Origin of the sequence: Streptomyces paromomycinus, assembly GCF_003865155.1 — a bacterium.
Lineage (GTDB): Bacteria > Actinomycetota > Actinomycetes > Streptomycetales > Streptomycetaceae > Streptomyces > Streptomyces chrestomyceticus.
This window is the reverse complement of the sequence record NZ_BHZD01000001.1, coordinates 3900562-3923426: the sequence shown is the minus strand read 5'-3', so window position 1 is coordinate 3923426 and position 22865 is coordinate 3900562. Positions and strand designations below refer to the sequence as shown.

At 72.0% G+C, this 22865-nt stretch carries 19 protein-coding genes and 1 pseudogene; 17 read left to right on the top strand and 3 right to left on the bottom strand.

The annotated features are described in order from the left end of the window. Positions 1–70 precede the first annotated feature (70 nt). Complete coding sequence (locus OEIGOIKO_RS16165) at positions 71–1153, bottom strand: hypothetical protein (RefSeq protein ID WP_170251715.1); 1083 nt, start codon at positions 1151–1153, stop codon at positions 71–73. A 277-nt stretch (positions 1154–1430) separates the two neighbouring features. Here OEIGOIKO_RS16165 and purN point away from each other — a divergent pair, with 277 nt between their 5' ends. After that, entirely contained in the window at positions 1431–2090 is a 660-nt protein-coding gene (gene purN, locus OEIGOIKO_RS16160; protein WP_125054660.1) for a phosphoribosylglycinamide formyltransferase, read from the top strand. Then, positions 2087–3646, top strand: a complete 1560-nt coding sequence (gene purH / locus OEIGOIKO_RS16155) for a bifunctional phosphoribosylaminoimidazolecarboxamide formyltransferase/IMP cyclohydrolase (protein WP_125054659.1) — start codon at positions 2087–2089, stop codon at positions 3644–3646. Before purN ends, purH begins: the two co-directional genes overlap by 4 nt. A gap of 99 nt (positions 3647–3745) precedes the next feature. On the opposite strand, the gene OEIGOIKO_RS16150 is transcribed toward purH, so the two are convergent. Further along, positions 3746–4348 (bottom strand): hypothetical protein, encoded by a 603-nt coding sequence (locus OEIGOIKO_RS16150; protein ID WP_125054658.1) that lies wholly within the window; start codon positions 4346–4348, stop codon positions 3746–3748. Between the two features lie 165 nt (positions 4349–4513). Beyond that, positions 4514–5314 carry an RDD family protein gene (locus OEIGOIKO_RS16145; RefSeq protein WP_125054657.1) on the bottom strand — a complete coding sequence of 267 codons (801 nt, stop codon included), beginning with the start codon at positions 5312–5314 and terminating at the stop codon, positions 4514–4516. A 289-nt stretch (positions 5315–5603) separates the two neighbouring features. Here OEIGOIKO_RS16145 and OEIGOIKO_RS16140 point away from each other — a divergent pair, with 289 nt between their 5' ends. From OEIGOIKO_RS16140 to OEIGOIKO_RS16070, 15 genes and pseudogenes are all read left to right on the top strand, one after another. Continuing rightward, positions 5604–6458 carry a bifunctional methylenetetrahydrofolate dehydrogenase/methenyltetrahydrofolate cyclohydrolase gene (locus OEIGOIKO_RS16140; RefSeq protein WP_125054656.1) on the top strand — a complete coding sequence of 285 codons (855 nt, stop codon included), beginning with the start codon at positions 5604–5606 and terminating at the stop codon, positions 6456–6458. Positions 6459–6522: 64 nt separating this feature from the next. Continuing rightward, positions 6523–6951, top strand: a complete 429-nt coding sequence (locus tag OEIGOIKO_RS16135; protein WP_125054655.1) for a DUF3017 domain-containing protein — start codon at positions 6523–6525, stop codon at positions 6949–6951. A 103-nt stretch (positions 6952–7054) separates the two neighbouring features. After that, entirely contained in the window at positions 7055–8275 is a 1221-nt protein-coding gene (locus OEIGOIKO_RS16130; RefSeq protein ID WP_125054654.1) for an NADP-dependent isocitrate dehydrogenase, read from the top strand. 268 nt (positions 8276–8543) lie between these two features. Continuing rightward, on the top strand, positions 8544–10010 hold the full coding sequence (locus OEIGOIKO_RS16125) for a helix-turn-helix domain-containing protein (RefSeq protein WP_125054653.1): 1467 nt from the start codon (positions 8544–8546) through the stop codon (positions 10008–10010). Between the two features lie 394 nt (positions 10011–10404). Next, on the top strand, positions 10405–11394 hold the full coding sequence (locus OEIGOIKO_RS16120) for a malate dehydrogenase (protein WP_125054652.1): 990 nt from the start codon (positions 10405–10407) through the stop codon (positions 11392–11394). 269 nt (positions 11395–11663) lie between these two features. Next, a complete protein-coding gene (locus OEIGOIKO_RS16115) occupies positions 11664–13490 on the top strand; it encodes a hypothetical protein (RefSeq protein ID WP_246177363.1) in 1827 nt (608 codons plus the stop codon). A gap of 102 nt (positions 13491–13592) precedes the next feature. Further along, on the top strand, positions 13593–13970 hold the full coding sequence (locus OEIGOIKO_RS16110; protein WP_125054651.1) for a hypothetical protein: 378 nt from the start codon (positions 13593–13595) through the stop codon (positions 13968–13970). A gap of 2 nt (positions 13971–13972) precedes the next feature. Beyond that, the gene (locus tag OEIGOIKO_RS16105; protein ID WP_125054650.1) at positions 13973–14938 is read left to right on the top strand and encodes a hypothetical protein; all 966 of its coding nucleotides are present in this window, start codon (positions 13973–13975) and stop codon (positions 14936–14938) included. Next, positions 14923–15111 (top strand): annotated as a pseudogene (locus tag OEIGOIKO_RS42780) (helix-turn-helix domain-containing protein); the annotation flags it as partial. The gene OEIGOIKO_RS16105 and the pseudogene OEIGOIKO_RS42780, both read left to right, overlap by 16 nt. A gap of 247 nt (positions 15112–15358) precedes the next feature. Further along, complete coding sequence (locus OEIGOIKO_RS16095; protein WP_125054649.1) at positions 15359–16867, top strand: aldehyde dehydrogenase family protein; 1509 nt, start codon at positions 15359–15361, stop codon at positions 16865–16867. Between the two features lie 58 nt (positions 16868–16925). Next, positions 16926–18467 (top strand): GMC family oxidoreductase, encoded by a 1542-nt coding sequence (locus tag OEIGOIKO_RS16090; RefSeq protein ID WP_125054648.1) that lies wholly within the window; start codon positions 16926–16928, stop codon positions 18465–18467. Then, positions 18467–19618: a quaternary amine ABC transporter ATP-binding protein gene (locus tag OEIGOIKO_RS16085; RefSeq protein ID WP_125054647.1), complete on the top strand. Its 1152-nt coding sequence runs from the start codon at positions 18467–18469 to the stop codon at positions 19616–19618. Before OEIGOIKO_RS16090 ends, OEIGOIKO_RS16085 begins: the two co-directional genes overlap by 1 nt. Next, complete coding sequence (locus tag OEIGOIKO_RS16080; protein WP_125054646.1) at positions 19618–19872, top strand: hypothetical protein; 255 nt, start codon at positions 19618–19620, stop codon at positions 19870–19872. The genes OEIGOIKO_RS16085 and OEIGOIKO_RS16080 overlap by 1 nt, the downstream gene beginning before the upstream one ends. Continuing rightward, a complete protein-coding gene (locus OEIGOIKO_RS16075) occupies positions 19869–21860 on the top strand; it encodes an ABC transporter permease (RefSeq protein ID WP_125054645.1) in 1992 nt (663 codons plus the stop codon). The genes OEIGOIKO_RS16080 and OEIGOIKO_RS16075 overlap by 4 nt, the downstream gene beginning before the upstream one ends. Before the next feature lie 2 nt (positions 21861–21862). Continuing rightward, positions 21863–22849 (top strand): ABC transporter substrate-binding protein, encoded by a 987-nt coding sequence (locus OEIGOIKO_RS16070; RefSeq protein ID WP_125054644.1) that lies wholly within the window; start codon positions 21863–21865, stop codon positions 22847–22849. The last annotated feature ends 16 nt before the right edge of the window (positions 22850–22865 follow it).

The window sequence follows — 22865 nt, the reverse complement described above, 5'->3', positions numbered from 1 at the left end:
ATGCGGCATATGCGGAATATGTGGGATACACGGGATACGTGGGATACGCGGGATCCGGCTCCCGGCCCGGCTACTCCTGCTCCGCTCCGAGCAGCGGGCGAAGCTGCTCGGGGAGCAGCTTCTCGCAGGAGTGCTGGGCGGACCGGGTCAGGGCGTCGTTCACGCAGGTGAAGTAGTCGCGGTAGACGAGCTGGACCGTGTAGGTGGCCGCCACCATGGCCAGCGCCAGCGAGGCGGTGACCAGGCCGGCGACCGCGGCCGTCGTCTGCGGGCGGGTGGAGACGGGCGCGGCGCGGCCCGGGGCGGACGCGCCGGAGTCCGTACGGGACGCGGTCTGGCCCGAGACGTCGGCGGCCGTGGCGCGCGCGCTGCCGGACCGCGCGCCATTGCCGGTGCGCGCCGCTTTGGCGCGCAGGGAGCTGATGCCCCAGTACAGGGCGAGCGTCGCCAGCAGCAGCGCGATCTCCGGCAGGTTGAACAGCACGAAGAAGAAGCCCCACATGCCGGCGAGCAGTGCGTAGCGCGCGCGGCGCTGCGCGGGGTCGGTCGGGTCCCAGCGCAGCCCGCCGGAGTTTCCGGGGCCACTCTGGCCGCCGGGCTGCTGCTGGCTGTTGCGGCCGCTCTGGCGCGTACCGAAGCCGCCGCCCTGGCGGCCCGGCTGCCGGCTGCTCCACTGACTGCCCCAGGAGGCCTGCTGCCGGTCGCCCGGCCCGTCCTGGTCGCCGTCCTGGTCCTGCCCGTGGCCGCGGGGCTGCCACGGCTGCTCGGGAGCGTCGGCGGGCGGCGGCGCGAACGGATTGTCGCGGTCCCGGCCGTCCTGGCCGCTTCCGCCCCGATGGTTTCCGTCCCGGCCGTTTCCGCCCTGTCCGTTCCCGTCCTGCCCTCCCGTGTCCTGACCGGAGGGACCGGAGGGGTGGGAGTGAGCCCGCTCCCTGGCCGGCCCCCCGGACGAGCCCGACGAGCCCGACGAGTCCGAAGAGCCCGACGAGTCCGAAGAGCCCGACGAACCCGGAGCGCCCGCCCCCGCGGAATCGGAGGACGGCTTGCGCTCGCGCAGCAGCACCGACCCGGGCGCGACGGAGGGCTGGGGGCACCCCCCGGCAGTGGCCGGGAGAGGGAGGAGGAGGGCCGCGCGGCGGCGTCGGTCCGGCATCTGGAGTGTGTCTTCCCCTTGTCTCGTCCGTACGTCCGACGGGTGGCCGGGCGGGCGGATACCACGAACAGCGTGCGTTCTCACGCCCGACGCTACCTCTCGCGTGCGCCCCCGTCCCGTGGGGGCCGCGCGGTGTGCCGGTATCGTTGCTGACGGTCGGCGCCTTCGTAGGGTTCCCCGGTTCTCGGCCACCCCTGGTTTTGTACGACCGCACAACATGCACACCGCCGTACAGCAGTACCGCCGTACAGCAGACCGCGCGAGAAAGAGTCCCGCCGTGGCCTCCGCTTCTTCTTCATCCGCTGCCGCCGACGTTTCCGGCCCCCCGGCCCGCGTCGTCGTGCTCGTCTCCGGTTTCGGAACGAATCTTCAGGCGCTGCTCGACGCCGTCGCCGCCGAGGGGGCTCCCGCGTACGGGGCGGAGGTGGTCGCGGTCGGCGCCGACCGCGACGGCATCGCCGGCCTGGAGCGCGCCGAGCGGGCCGGGCTGCCGGTCTTCGTGTGCCGGGTCAAGGACCACGCCGACCGGGCCGCCTGGGACCGCGCGCTGGCCGAGGCCGTCGCCGCGTACGAGCCGGACCTGGTGGTCTCGGCCGGTTTCATGAAGATCCTGGGCGCGGAGTTCCTCGCCCGGTACGGCGGCCGGATCATCAACACGCATCCGGCCCTGCTGCCGAGTTTTCCCGGTGCCCACGGGGTGCGCGAGGCCCTCGCGTACGGCGCCAAGGTCACCGGGTGCACCGTCCACTTCGTCGACGACGGCGTCGACACCGGCCCGGTCATCGCCCAGGGTGTGGTCGAGATCCGGGACGAGGACGACGAATCCGCGCTGCACGAGCGCATCAAGGAAGTCGAGCGCAAGCTGCTCGTCGAGGTCGTGGGGCTGCTGGCCCGGCACGGCTACCGCATTGAGGGACGAAAGGTACTGATCCCGTGACCGCCGAAGCAACGAAGCGGCCCGTACGCCGGGCGCTGGTCAGCGTCTACGACAAGACGGGCCTGGAAGAACTGGCCCAAGGGCTGCACGCGGCGGGCGTCCAGCTCGTCTCGACGGGCTCGACGGCCGCGCGGATCGCGGCGGCCGGCGTCCCGGTGACCAAGGTCGAGGAGCTGACCGGCTTCCCCGAGTGCCTGGACGGCCGGGTCAAGACGCTGCACCCGAAGGTGCACGCGGGCATCCTCGCCGACCTGCGGCTGGAGGACCACCGGCGGCAGCTGGACGAGCTGGGCGTGGAGCCGTTCGACCTGGTGGTCGTCAACCTCTACCCCTTCAGTGACACCGTGGCCTCCGGTGCCGAGCCGGACGCCTGTGTGGAGCAGATCGACATCGGCGGCCCCTCGATGGTGCGCGCCGCCGCCAAGAACCACCCGTCGGTCGCCGTCGTCGTCAACCCGGACCGCTACGCGGACGTGCTCAAGGGCGTCGCGGACGGCGGCTTCGACCTTCAGGAGCGCAGGCGGCTGGCGGCGGAGGCGTTCCGGCACACCGCCGAGTACGACGTGGCCGTGGCCTCCTGGTTCGCGGGTGACTACGCGGGCGACGGCGGCGAGTTCCCCGGCTTCCTCGGCGTGACGTACGAGCGCAAGAACGTGCTGCGGTACGGCGAGAACCCCCACCAGGCGGCGGCCCTCTACACCGGCGGCTGCGGTGGCCTGGCCGAGGCCGAGCAGCTGCACGGCAAGGAGATGTCGTACAACAACTACACGGACACCGACGCCGCGCGCCGGGCCGCGTACGACCACGCCGAGCCCTGCGTGGCCATCATCAAGCACGCCAACCCGTGCGGCATCGCGATCGGTGACGACGTCGCCGAGGCGCACCGCAAGGCGCACGCCTGCGACTCGCTGTCCGCCTTCGGCGGCGTCATCGCCGTCAACCGCCCGGTGTCCGTGGCGATGGCCGAGCAGGTCGCGGAGATCTTCACCGAGGTCATCGTCGCCCCGGACTACGAGGACGGCGCGGTCGAGGTGCTGTCCCGCAAGAAGAACATCCGGGTGCTGCGCTGCCCCGAGGGCCCGCAGCCGCCGGCCGAGTTCAAGCCGATCGACGGCGGCGGCCTGGCCCAGGTCAAGGACGTCCTCCAGGCCGAGGGCGACGACCCGGCCAACTGGACGCTGGCGGCCGGTGAGGCGCTGTCCGACGCCGAGCTGGCCGAACTGGCCTTCGCCTGGCGGGCGTCGCGCGCCGTGAAGTCCAACGCGATCCTGCTCGCCAAGGACGGTGCCACGGTCGGTGTCGGCATGGGCCAGGTCAACCGCGTGGACTCGGCGAAGCTGGCCGTGCAGCGGGCGGGCGAGGAGCGGGCGCGCGGTTCCTACGCCGCCTCCGACGCGTTCTTCCCGTTCCCGGACGGCTTGGAGGTGCTGCTGGAGGCGGGCGTCAAGGCCGTCGCGCAGCCCGGCGGTTCGGTCCGTGACGAGCAGGTCGTCGAGGCGGCGAAGGCCGCGGGCGTGACGATGTACCTGACCGGCACCCGGCACTTCTTCCACTGATCACCGGGCCCCGGGCAGCCGAAAGGCCCGTCTCCCGCAGCACGCGGGGGGCGGGCCTTTCGGCGTGCGCCGGGCGGCTGCCCGGCCGGACCGGGAAGGTCAGTACCGGGGGCGCGTGAACCACGCCTGGCTTTCCTGCTTCGCCGCGAAGACGATGACGAGGATGGAGAGCACGAAGCTCGGGATGCCGTAGATCGCGATGGCGAACGGAATGCTGCACAGGACCGACACGGACCCGAAGATGATGGTGCCGATACGGATGCCGTTGGCGCCCTTGGAGAACTGGAGCGCGAGCACCAGCGCGACCGCCGCGTAGGCCGCCTGGAGAATCATGACGAAGACCATCGCGCCCTTGCCGATGGCGAACATGCTGTCGGCGTCCCCGCTGAAACCGTCGTACTGGGCGGAAGCGCTGCTGATCTGGTTCAGCGCGACGGTCAACCCGATGATGCCGAGCACGGTGATCCCGGCGAGGACGAACAGCATGACCCGGGCCGCCTTGGTGCTGCCGGGCATCTGCTGCGGCGCGGATATACCGGGCATGCCGCCGGGGCCCATGGGACCGGTGGGGCCGGCGGGGAACGGCGCGTACGGCTGCTGAGGCTGCATCGGCTGCTGCTGCGGGTAGCCGTACTGGGGCTGCGGCGGACCCTGGGGCTGGCCCTGCGGCGGACCGTAGGGGTTCTGGTTCGGATAGCTCACGAGCGTGTCCTTCGAGCGGTGTGACCTGGTGTCAGCCGGTGCTGCACGGTTCCGGCGGTCCCGGGTGAAGTAAGAGATCGGTAAGAGCCTAAGGGGCGGCGAAGGCCCCCTCGCGCCATTTTCGCGCCAGGGGGCCCAGTGCTGGATGAGCTGCCGTACGGACTCCTACTGAGTACGGACGACCACGGTGCTGACGATCTTGTCCGCGAAGGTCTGGGACTTCTCGTCCCACAGCGGCCACCAGTAGCCGAGACCGCACAGCGGACCGTCCACCGCGTGGCAGATCTTGCGCCCGAGAGCCAGACCGAAGCCGAGCGGCTGCCCGTTCGCCTCCCGCACGACCCGGATGTTCAGGGCCTTCTTGCCCGGGGTCTGGCCGGTGGAGCCTTCCTTGGCGATCATGAAGAGACCGCCGGCGAGCGTGATCAGGGCGGCGACCACCATGAGGATGACGGCGAAGACGGGCGTGCTGGTGTTGTTGGCGTTGTGGTAGGCGTCCGAGATGCACTGGTAATTGGTGCCGCAGTAGGACGTGTCCGGCACCGAGACGGTGCTGGACGCGGCCACGAAGCCCGCGACGACGTACAGGATCGTCGGAACGACGCCGATGATCAGACCGTCCAGCAGTGCCGCGCCGACCCGCGCACCCCAGCTCGCGTAGGGCTGCGGCCCGCCCATGCCCGGCATTCCGGACTGCTGGCCGTACGGGGAGCCCTGCTGGGGGTAGCCGTACGCCTGCTGCTGGGGCACCTGCGGCGGCTGGCCGTACGGGGCCTGCGGCTGCGGCGGGGCCTGCTGGGGGTAGCCGTAGCCCGGCTGGGGCTGTGCCTGCTGCGGGTAGCCGTACCCCGGCTGGGCCTGCGGCGCCTGGGGCGGCTGGCCGTACGGGGCCTGCGGCGGCTGGCCGTACGGGTTGGGCTGCCCCTGCGGCTGGCCGTAGGGATTGTTCGGGTCGCCAAAGCTCATTGGCTGGTTTCCTCCGTTGGTGTTCAGTGGGGGACGGCAGGGCGTGCTCGGAGGAAACCTTGGGATCAGTGGCCCGCCCCCCGATGATGCCTGCGGCACTGAACGGCAATCTTTCTAGTTGCGCAATATTCTTGTCCAGTCAAGGGGGACAGGTGTTGTGCAAGTGCAATGATCGATTGCACAATTCATTTCGGTCATCTCCGGTCATCACTCTTGTCAGCGGCCATAGTGCGCCCCGACAGCCCGCCCTGATTGGAACGCGGCAGGCTCCATCCGGGAAGATGGGGGTATGAGCGCCCAGATTCTCGATGGCAAGGCCACCGCCGCCGCGATCAAGTCCGAACTCGCCGTCCGCGTGGAGGCACTGAAGGCCCGGGGCGTGACTCCCGGACTCGGCACCCTGCTGGTCGGTGACGACCCGGGCAGCCGCTGGTACGTCAACGGCAAGCACCGCGACTGCGCCCAGGTCGGCATCGCCTCCATCCAGAAGGAACTGCCGGACACCGCCACGCAGGAGGAGATCGAGGCCGTCGTACGGGAGCTGAACGAGGACCCGGCCTGCACCGGCTACATCGTCCAACTGCCGCTCCCCAAGGGCATCGACACCAACCGCGTCCTGGAGCTGATGGACCCGGCCAAGGACGCCGACGGCCTGCACCCGGTGAGCCTGGGCCGCCTGGTGCTCGGCATCGAGGGGCCGCTGCCCTGCACCCCGTACGGCATCATCCAGCTGCTCCGCCACCACGGCGTGCAGATCAACGGCGCGCACGTGGTCGTGGTCGGCCGCGGCATCACCGTCGGGCGTTCGATCCCGCTGCTGCTGACCCGCAAGTCCGAGAACGCCACCGTCACCCAGTGCCACACCGGCACCCGTGACCTGGCCGCGCAGCTCAAGCAGGCCGACATCGTGGTGGCGGCCGCCGGTGTGCCGCACATCATCAAGCCCGAGGACGTCAAGCCGGGCGCGGCCGTGCTGGACGTCGGTGTCAGCCGCGACGAGCACGGCAAGATCGTCGGCGATGTGCACCCCGGCGTCGCCGAGGTCGCGGCCTGGATCTCCCCGAACCCGGGCGGCGTCGGCCCGATGACCCGCGCCCAGCTGCTGGTCAACGTCGTCGAGGCGGCCGAGCGCGCCGCGGGCTGAGCCCGCGGCCGCCCGCAGCACCGGACCGGACAGGGACAACGGACAGGGAAAGGGACAGCCACCCATGAGTGCCGAAGCGCACGCGGAAGGCGCCTCCGAACCGCAGCGGCCCTCGCGCCGCTTCCCGCGGATCACCACCGACACCGCACGGCCGGAGGGCGGCGGCCGTACCGCCCCCGGCAGCGCCGCCCCGCCCGCCCGGCAGTGGCCGCTGCTGGCCGTCATGGGCGGAGTGGCCCTCGGGCTGTTCATCGTCGCCCTCGACGGCTTCCGTGTCGGTACGCTCCTGATCGGTCTGTCCCTGCTGGGCGGAGCGGTGCTGCGGCGGGTGCTGCCGAAGGTGGGCATGCTGGCCGTACGGTCCCGCTTCACGGACATGGCGACGTACGGCGGGCTGGGCGTGGCCATCGTGCTGCTGGCGCTGATGGCGCAGCCCAAGCCGTGGCTGAAGATCCCGTTCCTGGACGATCTGGTGCACTTCACGGTGTGGTGACCGGGCCGGTGTCCGGCGCCCGCACGCCATTCGCGTGACGTCCGCCCGCGCGCCGCCTCCGGGGGCGGCCCGGGCGCCCCGCCGCCGACTACCTTGGCGCTCCATGGCCAAGATCAAGGTTGCCCAGCCGGTCGTCGAGCTGGACGGCGACGAGATGACCCGCATCATCTGGTCGGCCGTCCGGGACACGCTGGTCCTGCCGCACCTCGATGTCGACCTGAAGTACTTCGATCTCGGCATCGAGCACCGCGACGCCACCGGCGACCAGGTCACCGTCGACGCAGCGCACGCGATCCGGCGGTACGGCGTCGGCGTCAAGTGCGCCACCGTCACCCCGGACGAGGCGCGGGTCGAGGAGTTCGGCCTGAAGGCGATGTACCGCTCGCCCGGCGCCACCCTCCGGAACATCCTCGGCGGTGTCGTCTTCCGTGAGCCGGTCGTCATGGCGAACCTGCCGCGGCCCGTACCGGGCTGGACCGAGCCCGTCGTCGTCGGCCGGCACGCCGTCGGCGACCAGTACGGCGCCACCGAGCTCAGGATCCCGGGCCCCGGCACCCTCACCCTGGCCTACACGCCCCGGGACGGCGGCGACCCGGTCGAGCTGGAGGTCCACGACTTCACCGGCCCCGGCGTCGCGCTCGCCATGTACAACCACGACGCGTCGATCCGCGACTTCGCGCGCGCCGCCTTCCGCTACGGCCTGGCCCGCTCGTACCCGGTGTATCTGTCCACCGAGAACACCGTCCTCAAGAAGTACGACGGCCGGTTCAAGGAACTCTTCCAGGAAGTGTTCGACGCCGAGTTCAGGGCCGGCTTCGACGCCCGCGGTCTGACCTACGAGCACCGGCTGACCGACGACATGGCCGCCGCGGCGCTCAAGCGGCCCGGCGGCTACGTCTGGGCCTGCAAGAACCACGACGGCGACGTCCAGTCCGACGTGGTGGCCCAGGGCTTCGGCTCGCCCGGCCTGATGACCTCGGTCCTGATGTCCGCCGACGGCCGGACCGTCCAGACCGAGGCCGCCCACGGCACGGTGACCCGGCACTACCGCCGTCACCAGCAGGGCAAGTCCACCTCGACCAACCCGATCGCCTCGGTCTTCGCGTGGACCCGCGGCCTGGCCCACCGCGGTGAGCTGGACGGCTCCCCCGAAGTCACCCGGTTCGCCCGGACGCTGGAGCGGGTCTGCGTGGAGACGGTCGAGGGCGGCCGGATGACCAAGGACCTGGCGCTGCTCGTCTCCGCGAACCAGCCGTACCTGACCACACGGGAGTTCCTCGACGCGCTCGACATCGGGCTGCAGAAGGCGCTGGCCGACGCCTGAGGCGTTGCGGTGCCCGGCCCTGCGGTGAGGCGTTGCGGTGCCCGGCCCTCCGGCGTGGGGCGGCCGAAGTGTACGGGCGTGCACGTCCGCGTGTCCGGTGCCCGAACGCTCCCGTGCGCCCGGGAGACGGGAACTGGCATCCTGGCTCTGAGCATCCCTTTGAGTGACGACCGGGGCGGGCCGCGGGGGTCGTGCCTCGGCGAAGGAGCGGAACACCAGAGCACTCGACAGGCGCAACCAGGCGCACACGGGGGGTTAGGGGGAGGCAATGCCTCGCTGGAGGGCGCTACCGGAAGAACTCGACCCGCAGGTCAAGGAGTTCGCCGGCCAGCTGCGCAGACTCGTGGAGCGCAGCGGCCTGAGCGTCGCGGCCGTCGCGGACCGCACCGGGTACAGCAAGACCTCGTGGGAGCGCTACCTCAACGGACGGCTGTTGCCGCCACAGCGCGCCGTGATCGCGCTGGCCGAGGCGACCGGCACGCACACCGGGCATCTCACCACCCTGTGGGAACTGGCCGAACGCGCCTGGAGCCGCTCGGAGATGCGGCACGACGTCACCATGGAGGCGATCCGGGTGGCCCAGGCGCGGGCCGCGCTGGGGGAGTTCGGGCCGGCGCCGGGCAAGCCGGCCAAGTCCCGTACCAAAGAGAAGATCAAGGAAAAGGTCAAGGGGCGAGCTGAGGGGAAGGCCGCGGAGAAGGCTGAGGCGGAGGCCGGAGGAGAGGGCGGGGGGAAGGGCACGGCGAAGGGCACGGCGAAGGCCGGGGAGCGGGAAGGCCGGAGCGCGGAGCAGGGCGCCGCCGCTCAGGCGCCCGCGGCACCGCGGCGCGGTGCCGAACTGCCGTCCCCCGCGGACTTCCCCGACTTCCCCGACTTCGCCGCGTCGTCCGCCGCCGGTGCCCCACCGGCCGCACCGCCATCCACCGCACCGCCATCCGCCGCACCACCACCCGCCGCCCCGGGCGCCGTGACGCCGCCGAAGCCCGCCGCCGGTGCGCCGGACGGCGACGCTCCCGACCGGCCGGACAAGGTGGTCTGGCCCCGCCTGGCCGGTTACCCGGACGCCGCTGCGGTGGCGCCGCCGCCCCGGCACGAGGCGCCCACGTACGACAAGGTCCCGTACGACGTGCCGCAGCAGGGCGCGGGCGGCCGCCCGGCGGGCGCCGACGCGGCACGCCACCCGGGCGGCCCGGTGCCGCCCGCGCGCCCCGGCCCGGACGACACCGACCGGCAGCTCCGCCGGCGTCGCGTCACGATGTTCCTGGCGGGCGTCGTCGGCGCGCTGCTGATGATCGCCGCCGCGGTGCTGCTGCTCGACATCGGCGGCGGCAAGGACGACAAGCGGGCCGGGCCAGCGCCGTCGGCGTCCCCGAGCAAGAAGCCGGTGCTGCCGGCGGGGGTGAAGTGCGCCGGGGCCGACTGCGCGGGCAAGGACCCCGAGGCGATGGGGTGCGGCGGCCGGAACGCCACCAGCCCGTCGCGCGGGTTCGCCGGAAGCTCCCTGATAGAGGTGCGCTACAGCAAGGTGTGCGGCGCCGCCTGGGCCCGTATCACCGGGGCCGCGCCGGGCGACGAGGCGTCGATCAGCTCGGCGGGCCGGACCGAGAAGGTCGCCGCCGGGCAGGACGGCGACGCGTACACCGCGATGGTTCCGGTGTCCGGGGATCCGGCCGAGGTCACCGCGTGCGGGACGACCACGGCGGGCGGGAAGGGCTGCGCGAAGCCGGTGCCGTAGTAACCGGTCGGGGCGCCAACAGTCGCGACGTATCGGGATGTACATCGCATACCGATCGTTGCGGGAAGACCCCCGACAGGGGGATTGCCCGAGCGAATCGGGGGCAGGGGCATGGAGAACCCCCCACGGGTGCGGCACCATCGGGCGGCCGTCCGCGCTCCCCCCTCCTTGAGCGGGCGGCCGCCCGCCGCGCACCCGCGGGGCCCGCCGGTCCTCCGCGGGCGGCCCGGTGAGGCGTTCCACACCGGCCCGGGGGCGGCGCGGCGCGGCGGTCCGATAGCCTGACGGCCGGGTCTCTCGACACCAAGAGATCTCGGTACATGGGCAGAAGTTCCCACCGCCACCTACGCGGCACGGGGGCTCGCCCCCAGAAAACAGCGCGCAGGAGATCGCCATGACCCGCACTCCCGTCAATGTCACCGTCACCGGCGCGGCCGGCCAGATCGGTTACGCCCTCCTCTTCCGCATCGCCTCCGGTCACCTGCTCGGCGCGGACGTGCCGGTCAAGCTGCGCCTCCTGGAGATCCCCCAGGGCCTGAAGGCCGCCGAGGGCACCGCCATGGAGCTCGACGACTGCGCCTTCCCGCTGCTGCGCGGCATCGACATCTCCGACGACCCGAACGTGGCCTTCGACGGCGCGAACGTGGCCCTGCTCGTCGGCGCCCGCCCCCGTACCAAGGGCATGGAGCGCGGCGACCTGCTGGAGGCCAACGGCGGCATCTTCAAGCCGCAGGGCAAGGCCATCAACGACCACGCCGCGGACGACATCAAGGTCCTGGTCGTCGGCAACCCCGCCAACACCAACGCCCTGATCGCCCAGGCCGCCGCCCCGGACGTGCCGGCCGAGCGCTTCACCGCGATGACCCGCCTGGACCACAACCGCGCCATCTCGCAGCTCGCCCAGAAGACCGGTGCGCAGGTCTCGGACATCAAGAAGCTGACGATCTGGGGCAACCACTCCGCGACCCAGTACCCGGACATCTTCCACGCCGAGATCGCCGGCAAGAACGCCGCCGAGACCGTGAACGACCAGGCGTGGCTGGCCGACACCTTCATCCCGACCGTCGCCAAGCGCGGCGCCGCGATCATCGAGGCCCGGGGCGCCTCCTCGGCCGCCTCCGCCGCCAACGCCGCCATCGACCACGTGCACACCTGGGTCAACGGCACCGCGGACGGCGACTGGACCTCCATGGGCATCCCCTCGGACGGCTCCTACGGCGTCCCGGAGGGCCTGATCTCCTCCTTCCCGGTCACCACCAAGGACGGCAAGTACGAGATCGTCCAGGGCCTGGAGATCAACGAGTTCTCGCGTGCGCGCATCGACGCGTCCGTCCAGGAGCTCTCGGAGGAGCGCGAGGCCGTCCGCGGTCTCGGCCTCCTCTGATCCGCCGAGGACGGCGCCTGATCCGCTGAGGGCGGGCGCCCTCCGACGCGCTCGTACGGCCGGAGCCCGTACGGTCCCCCTCGGGGTTCCGTACGGGCTCCGTCGCGCTGGCGCACCGCGGCGCCGTTCCGTCGCACCATGAGGTGAACTTTCTGGCAGGTGCCGGACAAGACGTACGGCCCTCCTCTATGCTGCGGCGTTCACGCATCGCACACCACCTGTCACAGCGGCGGGCCGGTGCCTGCGCGCGTCTTGGGGGGGGGGACCAGGTGACTCATACGTACGTGCCGCAGCAGTCCGGTCCGGCGGGCGGCCGGCCCGCCGTGGCGTCCCGGCATCCCAGCGCCAGCGACGCCACCCGGCTGCTGTGCGCGGGCACGTACCTCGACCCCGTCTACCGCGACGCGGTGATCGACGAGCTGTACGTCCACGAGGAGCGCCTGGCGGCGCCGTCGCTGGGCGTGGACGCGGCCCGGGTGCTGGCCCACGCGCTGCGCGCCCGGCGCATGGAACTGGCCTGGGCCGGTGTCGTCCTGCTCCTGTGGATCGTCTCCCTCCCGCTCTCGTCCGGCCTGACCCTGCTGTACCTGCTGCCCGTCCTGCTGCTCTCGCTGGCCTCCTTCGTACGGGGCCGTGCGGCGCACCCGCCCTGGTACCGGCGGTTCGCGGGCTGGGTGCTGCGCTGGTACGGGCGGCTCAGCCTGGTGCTGGCGGCCGTGCTCCTGCTGGCCATGGCCTTCGGGGGCTCCGGCGCGTCCGAGGGGCCGGCGTACGCCTCCTCCGGCATCGCCAACCTGCCCGTCAACCCGCTGCTGCTGTTCCTGCCGACCGACCTCTTCGGACTGCACATGTACGCGGCGCAGAACCTTCACGTCTGGGTCGCCCTCGCGCTCCCCTTCGTCCTCGCCTGGGCCGTCGGCGCGCAGCAGAACCTCGTCGCCAAGGTGCTGACCACCGAGCTGTCCCGGGACCGGTTCCCGGACGCCGCCGCCGACCCGGCCGAACGGGCCGAGGGCGGGCGCTTCCAGCGGCTGCGCCACCGCATCCGTACCGAGCAGCACGGTCCGCTGGTCATGTACCGCGCCGCCGACCCGTTCTGCGGCGCGGGCACGCCGTACGAGACCTGGTCGCTGTCGGTGGAACTGCGGCCCCGCAAGGACGCGGCGCCGGGCCCGGCCGGAGACGCCGGCGGACCGGTGCCGCTGGACAACGACACCGTCCTCCAGCGGATCATCCCGCTGGTCGCGGCGCTCCGCGAGCCCTCCGCGCACGGTTCGCCGGAGGCCGCCGCCGCGGTACGGGACCGGCTGCGTGACCTGGAGATCGACGAGTGCGTCTTCCTGCCGGTGGCCGGGCTGCCGTCCCGCGACGCCGCCCCGTACGGCCCCGACGGCTTCGCCGCGCACCGGGCCCGCGCGGTCGAGGAGGGCGGCGAGACCCGGCGGCACTTCCTGCGCGTACGGGTCGGCGGCTGGGGCGAGGGCATCGTCACCACGGTCTTCGTGCGGGTCCACACGCAGGGCGGCATGCTCATGCTGGAAGTCGCGCCGCACGTGCTGTGGCCGGTGCGCGCGCTGTACCGCGAAGCCGACCGGATCGCCCACCGCCACCGCCGCAACAACCCGTTCGGCAAGGCGGTGTGGGCCCTCGCGCAGACCCCGCGCTCCGCCGGGCGCGCGGTGACGAGCCTGTGGCGCGGCTTCGTGTCCGCCTGGAGCCTGCTCACCGGCGGGCACGGCGGCGCGCTGCCCGACGGCCCGGCCGCCTCGGTCCGCGAACTGGGCTCCGACGGGGACGCCTCGCTCTTCCAGGAGATGGACGTCACCCGCTACCTGAAGAGCATCCAGGACCGGGTGGCGAGCGGCGTGCGGAGCGCGCTGTACGAAGCGGGCTGGCAGACCGAGGTGTTCGAGCAGCGGGTCGTCAACGTCACCAACGGCGGGGTGTTCATCGAGTCGGCGCAGGGCGCCATCGGCATCGGCGACCACAACACGATCACCAGCAACGGCGGGCTCGGCGGGGCGGCGGGCGCCGGAGGAGGCAGCGCCCCCAGAGCTGCCGACGGGCCCGCCAAGGCCGCGGACACGGGCCGGTGAACCGCCCGTACGGACCCACCCCGGGCGAGGCACAATCGGGACCACGGCCGGCGCACACGGCACCACAGCGGACGAACGCAGCGGACCAACGGGGAGGCAGACATGGCAACGGCTGACGAACGCGACCGCGGCATCCACATCGGCGAGGTGCACGGCGCCTTCGCCATCGGCGACCACAACACGGTCACCCACAACGAGAACACCCCGGGGCGCCCCGGCGCCGATCCCGCACACGAAGAACTCCTCGCCGCCGTACGCCAGTTGCGCGAAGACCTGGCCAGAGTCATCGAGACGCCCCAGGTCACCCTGCTGACCGCCGAACTGGCCGACGCGCAGGAAGAGATCGAGACCACCGGCCGCACCGCGCCCGGCCGCCTGGACCGGCTGCGCACCGCACTGGCCGACGCGGGCGCGGTCACCGGCATGCTGGCGTCGGGCGCGGCCGTGGGGCAGGCCGTGGCCGCGCTGCTGGGAGGCTGAGCATGGGTGAGCAGGGGGGCGGTGCGGGCGGGGTGCGCTGGAACGACGAGGAACAGCGCTGGGACACCGGCGGCCCGGCGCCCGCGCCGTACACCGGCCCGCCGCCGTCCAAGCCCGGATTCGTACCCGGCCCCGCGTCCCCGCCGGAAGCGGGCTTCTTCACCGACGACACGGCCGACGGACCGCACCTCCCGCCCTACCCGCCGCCCCGCCCTCCGGGCCACGACCCGACGGCGGCGCCCGGCACGGGCCTGTCCGCCACCCGCCCGCGCACCTGGCCGACGCCGCTCGTCGTCGGCGCGGCGGTCGCCGTGGTGGCCGTGGGGTTCGGCGGCGGCTATCTGCTGTGGGGCGGCGACGACACCGCCGTACGCACCGAACCCGGGACCGCGGTCTCCTCGCCGGGCCCGAACCGGGCGACCGACCGGCCCGGCGCGCCCACCGGCCCCACCACGGACGCCCCGGGGGCGGGCAGCTCGTCCGGTTCGTCCGGTTCGTCCGGCCCGTCCTCGGCCACGGTCCCGCCCGGCTACCGACTGGCCCGGGACACCGCCGGCTTCTCCCTGGCCGTACCGGAGAACTGGCAGCGCAGCCAGCGCTCGGACGGCGTCTTCTACACCGCCCCCGACGAGCGGTACCTCCTCCAGATCTTCGAGGTCACCGAGCCCGACATCACCCCCCTCGAAGCCCTCAAGGCCACCTCGCAGAGCCTCGCCGACAAGCCGGGCTACGTCGAGATGAGCCTGGGCCCCGCCAAGGACGTCGGCGTCAGCTCCGGCACCGTCGAACTCGTCTACGCCTACGACAGCGAGAAACTCGGCGTCCGCGCCCGCGTCACCGACCGCGCCTTCACCGTCCCCGACGGCCGCCAGTTCGCCGTCCTCGTCCTCGGCCCCGACGCGGACTGGCCCGCCCAGATCCGCATCCAGCAGACGGCGCTGAAGTTCTTCGACCCCCGGCGGTCCTGACCGGCCTGCGTCTCGGCCTCGCCGCCGACCTCCTGCGCGAGCCGGAGTCGACCCTCGGCGCGGTCGCCCGCCGGGTCGGCTACGGCAGCCCGTTTGCCCTGAGCGCCGCTTTCGAACAGGTACGGGGCATCAGCCCCCGCGATGCCCGGCAGCGCGGCTGTCCGACGAGCTGAGGAGGCGGGCGGCGCACTGGGGACACCAGGCCCTCCCGAACGGATGTCCACCCACCCGGCCGATAGGCCATAAGGACCGACCGGTGACCCGGATCGCACCCGGCAAACCTGCATTCCGGGGGCCGGAAGAGTGAGTCGGGTCACTTTCCCTCGACGTTTCGGCATAGGTAAAGGGGTTCCGGGGAGGGGTCCTCGTTGCTGGTGTGAACCAGTGGCAGCAAACCGGAAGTCGAAAGGCAGAACAGACGTGTCGGCAAGCGAGACGATTCACGTAGACGGGGTGTGGCGCTCCGCCGTATCCGGCGCCACTCGGGAGATTCTGGACCCCGCCGATGCGAAGACGCTCGAAGTCGTCGCCGAGGGCGGCGCGGAGGACGCCGACGCGGCGGTCGAGGCGGCGCGCCGCGCGTTCGACAACGGCGCGGGCGAGTGGCCCCGTACGCTCGTCGCGGAGCGGGCGGCGCTGCTGCGGCGGGTCGCGGACCTGCTCCAGCGGGACCGCGAGGAGATCGCCCTGATCGAGAGCCGGGACACCGGCAAGACCCTCGAAGAGGGCCGGGTCGACGTGGACGACGTCACCAACGCCTTCCGGTACTTCGCGGATCTGGTGATCAATGAGAGCGGCGGACGCGTGGTGGACGCCGGGAGCCCGGACGTGCACAGTGTCGTCGTGCACGAGCCGGTCGGCGTGTGCGCGATGATCACGCCCTGGAACTACCCGCTGCTCCAGGCGAGTTGGAAGATCGCTCCGGCGCTCGCCGCGGGCAACACCTTTGTCATCAAGCCGAGTGAGGTCACGCCGCTCACGACGGTGTACCTGATCAAGCTGCTGGTCGAGGCGGGGCTGCCGGCCGGCGTCGCCAACATCGTCACCGGCGCGGGCCTGCCGGTCGGTCAGCGGCTGGCCGAGCACCCGGACGTGGATCTGTTCTCCTTCACCGGTGGGCTGGCGAGTGGCACCAGGGCGGGTTCGGCGGCGGTCGCGGGCGCCAAGAAGATCGCGCTGGAGCTGGGCGGCAAGAACCCGAACGTCGTCTTCGCCGACTCCTGCGCCACCGACGAGGGCTTCGACACCGCCGTCGACCAGGCGCTGAACGCCGCGTTCGCGCACAGCGGCCAGGTCTGCTCGGCCGGTGCCCGGCTGATCGTCGAAGAGTCGGTGCGGGACCGTTTCGTCGCCGAACTGGCGCGCCGCGCCGAGAAGATCAAGCTGGGCCGCGGCACCGAGGAGGGCGTCGAGTGCGGCCCGCTCGTCTCGCAGCAGCAGTTGGAGAAGGTCGAGGCGTACGTGGCCTCCGCCCTTCAGGAGGGCGCCCAGCTGCGGTGCGGCGGCCGCCGTCCCGAGCCCAGCGACGTCCGCCCGGCCACCGGCTACTTCTACAGCCCGACCGTCCTGGACGGCTGCCACCGCGGCATGAAGGTGATCCGCGAGGAGACCTTCGGCCCGATCCTGACCGTGGAGACGTTCACGACCGAGGACGAGGCCGTCGCGCTGGCCAACGACACCGAGTACGGCCTGGCCGGCGCCGTCTGGTCGGCCGACACCGCCCGCGCGCGCCGGGTCGCCGCCCGCCTGCGGCACGGCACCATCTGGATCAACGACTTCCACCCGTACCTCCCGCAGGCCGAGTGGGGCGGCTTCGGCAAGTCCGGCATCGGCCGGGAACTGGGCCCCGCGGGTCTGGACGAGTACCGCGAGAGCAAGCACGTTTACGAGAACCTCCGGCCGGAACCGGTCCGCTGGTTCGCGGGCTGAGGCCCCGTCTGTTCACCGCACCACGCTCGCACGAACTTTGCAGAAGGAGCACCACCTCATGCCCGTGTACGACTACGTGATCGTCGGCGGTGGCACCGCCGGATCGGTGATCGCCTCCCGGCTCACCGAGGACCCGAACGTGAGTGTCGCCGTCATCGAAGGCGGCCCCTCCGACATCGACCGCGAGGACGTGCTGACGCTGCGCAAGTGGCTCGGCCTGCTCGGCGGCGAGCTGGACTACGAATACACCACCACCGAACAGCCCCGCGGCAACTCGCACATCCTGCACAGCCGCGCCAAGGTGCTGGGCGGCTGCTCGTCGCACAACACCCTGATCTCCTTCAAGCCGCTGCCGTCCGACTGGGACGAGTGGGAGGCGGCGGGCGCCACCGGCTGGGGCGCCAAGGCCATGGACCCCTACTTCGGCAAGCTGCGCAACAACATCGTGCGGGTGGCGAAGAAGGACCAGAACCAGATCGCCACCGACTGGATCGAGGCCACCAAGAGCGCGCTGGGCGTGCCCGAGGTCGTCGGTTTCAACGACCAGCCGTTCGAGGAGGGCGTCGGATTCTTCGATCTGTCGTACCACCCGGAGAACAACAAGCGGTCCTCCGCCTCGGTCGCCTACCTGCACCCGCACATGGAGGCGGGTGACCGGCCCAACCTCACGCTGATGCTGGAGACCTGGGCGACGAAGCTGGAGCTGGACGGCACCACCGCCAAGGGCGTCCACGTCCGTACCAAGGACGGCGAGGAGGTCTACGTCGAGGCCGCGCGCGAGGTGCTGGTGTGCGCCGGCGCGGTGGACACGCCGCGGCTGCTGATGCACTCGGGTATCGGCCCGAAGCAGGACCTGGAGGCGCTGGGCATCGACTGCAAGGCGGACCTGCCGGGCGTCGGCGAGAACCTGATCGACCACCCCGAGTCGGTGATCGTCTGGGAGACCAACGGGCCGCTGCCGGACAACTCCGCGATGGACTCCGACGCGGGCCTGTTCGTGAAGCGGGACCCGGACCACAAGGGCCCGGACCTGATGTTCCACTTCTACCAGATCCCGTTCACCGACAACCCGGAGCGGCTGGGCTACGAGCGGCCCGAGCACGGTGTGTCGATGACGCCGAACATCCCCAAGTCCCGGTCGCGCGGCCGCCTCTACCTCACCTCCGCCGATCCCGAGGTCAAGCCCGCGCTCGACTTCAGGTACTTCGAGGACGAGGACGACTACGACGGCAAGACCCTCGTGGACGGCATCAAGCTGGCCCGTAAGGTCGCCCAGGCCGAGCCGTTCAAGAAGTGGCTCAAGCGCGAGGTCTTCCCCGGCCCCGAGGTGACCGACGACGCAGAGATCAGCGAGCTGGTCCGCAAGGCCGCGCACACCGTCTACCACCCGGCCGGCACCTGCAAGATGGGCGCCAAGGACGACAACATGGCGGTCGTCGACCCCGAGCTGAAGATCCGCGGCCTGTCCGGCATCCGGATCGCCGACGCGTCGGTCTTCCCGACGATGCCCGCCGTCAACCCGATGATCGGCGTGCTGATGGTGGGAGAGAGGGCAGCTGAGCTGCTGGTTGATTCCCCGACCCAGGGAGGTGGTGCGTGATGGCCGCCGCCGCCCCCGAAGCCGGTATACCCCAGCCCCGCGAGGCCGCCGACAATCTGACGGCCAAGGACGTCCGGGACTCCCAGGACCCCCGTGACCCCCGTGACCCCCGTGATGTCGTGTTCTCCGTCCGCAACCTGTGGAAGGTCTTCGGCCCCAAGGCCGAGCGCGTCCCGGAGGACGACGAACTGACCGGTCTGTCCGCGCAGGAGCTGCGTGAGCGGACCGGCTGCACGGCCGCCGTCCGCGACGTCAGCTTCGACGTCCACAAGGGTGAGGTCTTCGTCGTCATGGGCCTGTCGGGCTCCGGCAAGTCCACCCTGGTGCGCTGTCTGACCCGGCTCATCGAGCCGACCAGCGGCGGCCTGGACATGGACGGCGAGGACGTCCGCGCCATGGACAAGACCAAGCTGCGCGAACTGCGCCGCCGCCGCGCCGCGATGGTCTTCCAGCACTTCGGCCTGCTGCCGCACCGCTCGGTCATCGACAACGTCGCGTACGGCCTGGAGATCCAGGGCGTGCCGCGTGCCGAACGCCGGGAACGCGCCGCCGAGATGGTGGCGAAGGTCGGCCTCGCGGGGCTGGAGAACCGCCGCCCCGGGCAACTGTCCGGTGGCCAGCAGCAGCGCGTCGGGCTCGCCCGCGCGCTCGCCGTGGACCCCGAAGTCCTCCTGTTCGACGAGCCGTTCAGCGCGCTCGACCCGCTGATCCGTCGGGACATGCAGGAAGAGGTCGTCCGGCTGCACGAGGACGAGGGCCGCACCATGGTCTTCATCACGCACGACCTCGCCGAGGCGCTGCGCATCGGTGACCGGATCGCCCTGATGCGCGACGGAAAAATCGTTCAACTGGGCACGCCCGAAGAGATCGTGGGCTCTCCGGCCGACGAGTACGTCCGCGACTTCGTCCAGGACGTACCGCGCGAGCAGGTGCTGACCGTACGGCGCGCCATGCGCCCTGCCGAGGACGGCGAGTCGGAGACGGGCGCGGCGCTCGCGCCGGACACCCTGGTCGCCGACGCCATCGAGGCCGTCGCCCGCTCCGGCGGCTCGGCCCGTGTGATGGACGGCAAGCGCTGCCTGGGCATCGTGGACAGCACCTGCCTGCTGAACATCGTCGCCCGCATAGACGCCGGCGAGGTGGCTGCCTGATGTCCGCGCATTCCAGTACCGCCAACGCCGCCGCGGTGGCGGCCGGTTGGCTACCGACCCGGCGGCCCGTGCGGGTCGCTCCCGCCCAGGTGCGGACGCTCCAGCCGCCGACCCGGGTCCGTACCCGGGAAGTTCCTGCAACCCACTCCCTGGCGGACCGGTTCCGCGCCGCCGTACAGCGCCGCTGGCACGAGGCCCAGCGCGCCGCGGCGATGCAGGTGCCGGCCGGCACGGTGAAGCGGGGGCGCGCATGACGGCCGCCACCCCCACCGCAAGCCCCGCCACCGCGCCCGACCAGCCGGGCGCCCTCCAGACCGCCCTCCAGAGCCGCGGTCTCCGCAAGATCCTCGTGCTCGCCGTCGCCGCGGCGGTCCTCGTACCGCTCGCCCACGCCAAGTGGTCCAGCGGCACCTGGCCGAGCGACCTGACCGTCGACCTGACCGGCCCGCTCGGCCGGACCAGCGACTGGATCATCGACAACCGCGACAGCCACCCGCTGTTCGTGTACTTCCTCGGCCACCTCAGCAACGCCGTCGTCATCTCCGTACGCGCCGTCTACCAGCTCCTGCTGCTGCTCGGCTGGACCGGCGTCACCGCGGGCGTCACCCTCGTCGCCTGGCGCGTCGCGGGCGTCCGCATCGCCGCGACCGCGCTGCTCTCCTTCGCCGTCAGCGGCGTCCTGGACATGTGGCTGCCGACCATGCAGACCCTCGCCCTGATGATCGTGGCGGTTCTCGCCTCGGTCGTCGTGGGCGCGCTGCTGGGCCTGGCGGGCGGCCTCTCCGAGCGGCTGTTCAAGATCCTGCGGCCGGTGCTGGACACCATGCAGGTGCTGCCGGCCTTCGCGTACCTGCTGCCCGTCGTGCTGGTCTTCGGCATCGGCGTGCCCGCCGCGCTGCTGGCCACCGTCGTCTACGCGGCCCCGCCGATGGCCCGGCTCACCGCGCTCGGCCTGCGCGGCGCCGACCCCGGCGTCCTGGAGGCCGTCTCCTCGCTCGGCGCGACCGGCCGGCAGCGGCTGCTGACCGCCCGTCTGCCGCTGGCCCGCAAGGAACTGCTGCTCGGCCTCAACCAGACGATCATGATGGCGCTGTCCATGGCCGTCATCGCCTCCATGATCGGCGCGGCCGGCCTCGGTGACCGCGTCTACCAGGCTCTCGCCTCGGTGGACGTCGGCGCCGCGCTCGCCGCCGCCGTACCGATCGTGCTGCTCGCCATCGTCATGGACCGGACGACCGCCGCCGCCGGCGAGCGGATGGGCGCCGACCCGGCCGCCCGCGGCCCGAAGCTGCTGCGCGGCCGGCGCGCCTGGGCCGGTATCGCCGCCCTCACCGCGCTGGTGACCGCCGCGGGCCGGCTGGCCGGCTCGACCGTCTGGCCGTCCGGCTGGACGGTGGCCATCGCCCGCCCGGTCAACGACTTCAAGGAGTGGATGGTCGACCACCTCTACTCCGGAGTCCCGGTCGTCGGCGGCACCGCCGACTGGGCCGCGCACTTCACCTCCTGGGTCCTGGACCCGCTGCGCGACGGCCTGACCGCGCTGCCCTGGTGGGGCGTGCTGCTCATCGTCGCCGCGCTGGCCTGGCTGATCGGCACCTGGCGCACCGCGCTGACCGCGACGCTCGCGATGGCCGCCATCGGCGTCCTGGGCGTCTGGAAGCCGTCCATGAACACCCTCTCCCAGGTCCTCGCCGCCCTCGCGGTGACCCTGGTGCTGGGCTTCGCCGTCGGCATCCTCGCCGCGGGCAGCAAGCGCCTGGAGGCGATCCTGCGCCCGGTGCTGGACGTCATGCAGACCATGCCGCAGTTCGTGTACCTGATCCCGGTGGTCGCGCTGTTCGCCGTGGGCCGCGCCCCGGCCGCTGCCGCCGCCGTCGTGTACGCGCTGCCCGCGGTCATCCGCATCACCACCCAGGGCCTGCGGCAGGTCGACCCGGCCGCGATGGAGTCCGCTCGCTCGCTGGGCGCCACCCGCTGGCAGACCCTGCGGCAGGTCCAGCTCCCGCTGGCCCGGCCCGCGCTGCTGCTGGCCGTCAATCAGGGCGTCGTCCTCGTCCTCGCCGTCGTCATCATCGGCGGCCTGGTGGGCGGTGGCGCGCTCGGTTACGACGTCGTCACCGGCCTGGCGACCGGCGACCTGGCCCTCGGCCTGGTCGCGGGCGTGGCCATCGTCTGCCTGGGCCTGATGCTCGACCGGGTGACGCAGCCGACGCAGCGCCGTACGACGGGGAAGGGAGCGTAACCATGGCCCGTACCCGCATACGCGTACTGGGGGCCGCCGGGCTGGCGGGGGCGACGCTGCTCGCCCTCTCCGGCTGCGGCAAGGCCGACATGACCAAGCAGGGCTCGCCCTTCCAGGCGCCCGGCGGCGCCAAGTCCGTGACGCTGTCCACGCAGACCTGGGTCGGCGCGCAGGCCAACGTCGCGGTGGCCAAGTACCTGCTCGAACACGAGCTGGACTACCACGTCGACACGGTCCAGGTGGACGAGATCCCCGCCTGGGACGCGCTCAGCCAGGGCCGGGTGGACGCCATCCTGGAGGACTGGGGCCACCCGGACCAGGAGCAGCGCTACATCAAGGACAAGGGAACGATCACGGCGGGTGGCGGCAACGGCGTCACCGGCCACATCGGGTGGTGGGTCCCCAAGTACTGGGCCGACAAGCACCCGGACGTGACCGACTGGAAGAACCTCAACAAGTACGCCGACCAGCTCCGCACCTCGGAGAGCGGCAGCAAGGGCCAGCTCATGGACGGCTCGCCGTCCTACGTCACCAACGACAAGGCGCTGGTGAAGAACCTCAAGCTGGACTTCGAGGTCGTCTTCGCGGGGTCCGAGGCGGCGCAGATCACCCAGATCCAGCAGTTCGCCAAGCAGCGGAAGCCGTTCCTGACGTACTGGTACGAGCCGCAGTGGCTGTTCAACCAGGTGCCGATGGTCGAGGTGAAACTCCCCGAGTACACCGACGCCTGCGCGGAAAAGGGTGCGAAGGACCCGTCGAGCATCGACTGCGCCTATCCGACGACACCGCTCCAGAAGTTCTTCAACACCGAATTCGCCAAGGGCGGCTCCGAGGCCGCGGCGTTCCTGAAGAACTTCCACTGGACGAAGGAAAACCAGAACGAGGTCTCCGAGATGATCGCCGCCGACGGCCTGTCCGCCGACGAGGCGGGCAAGCGGTGGGTGGACAAGCACCCGGACATCTGGAAGAAGTGGCTGCCCAAGAAGTAACGGCGGGGAGCCTGCG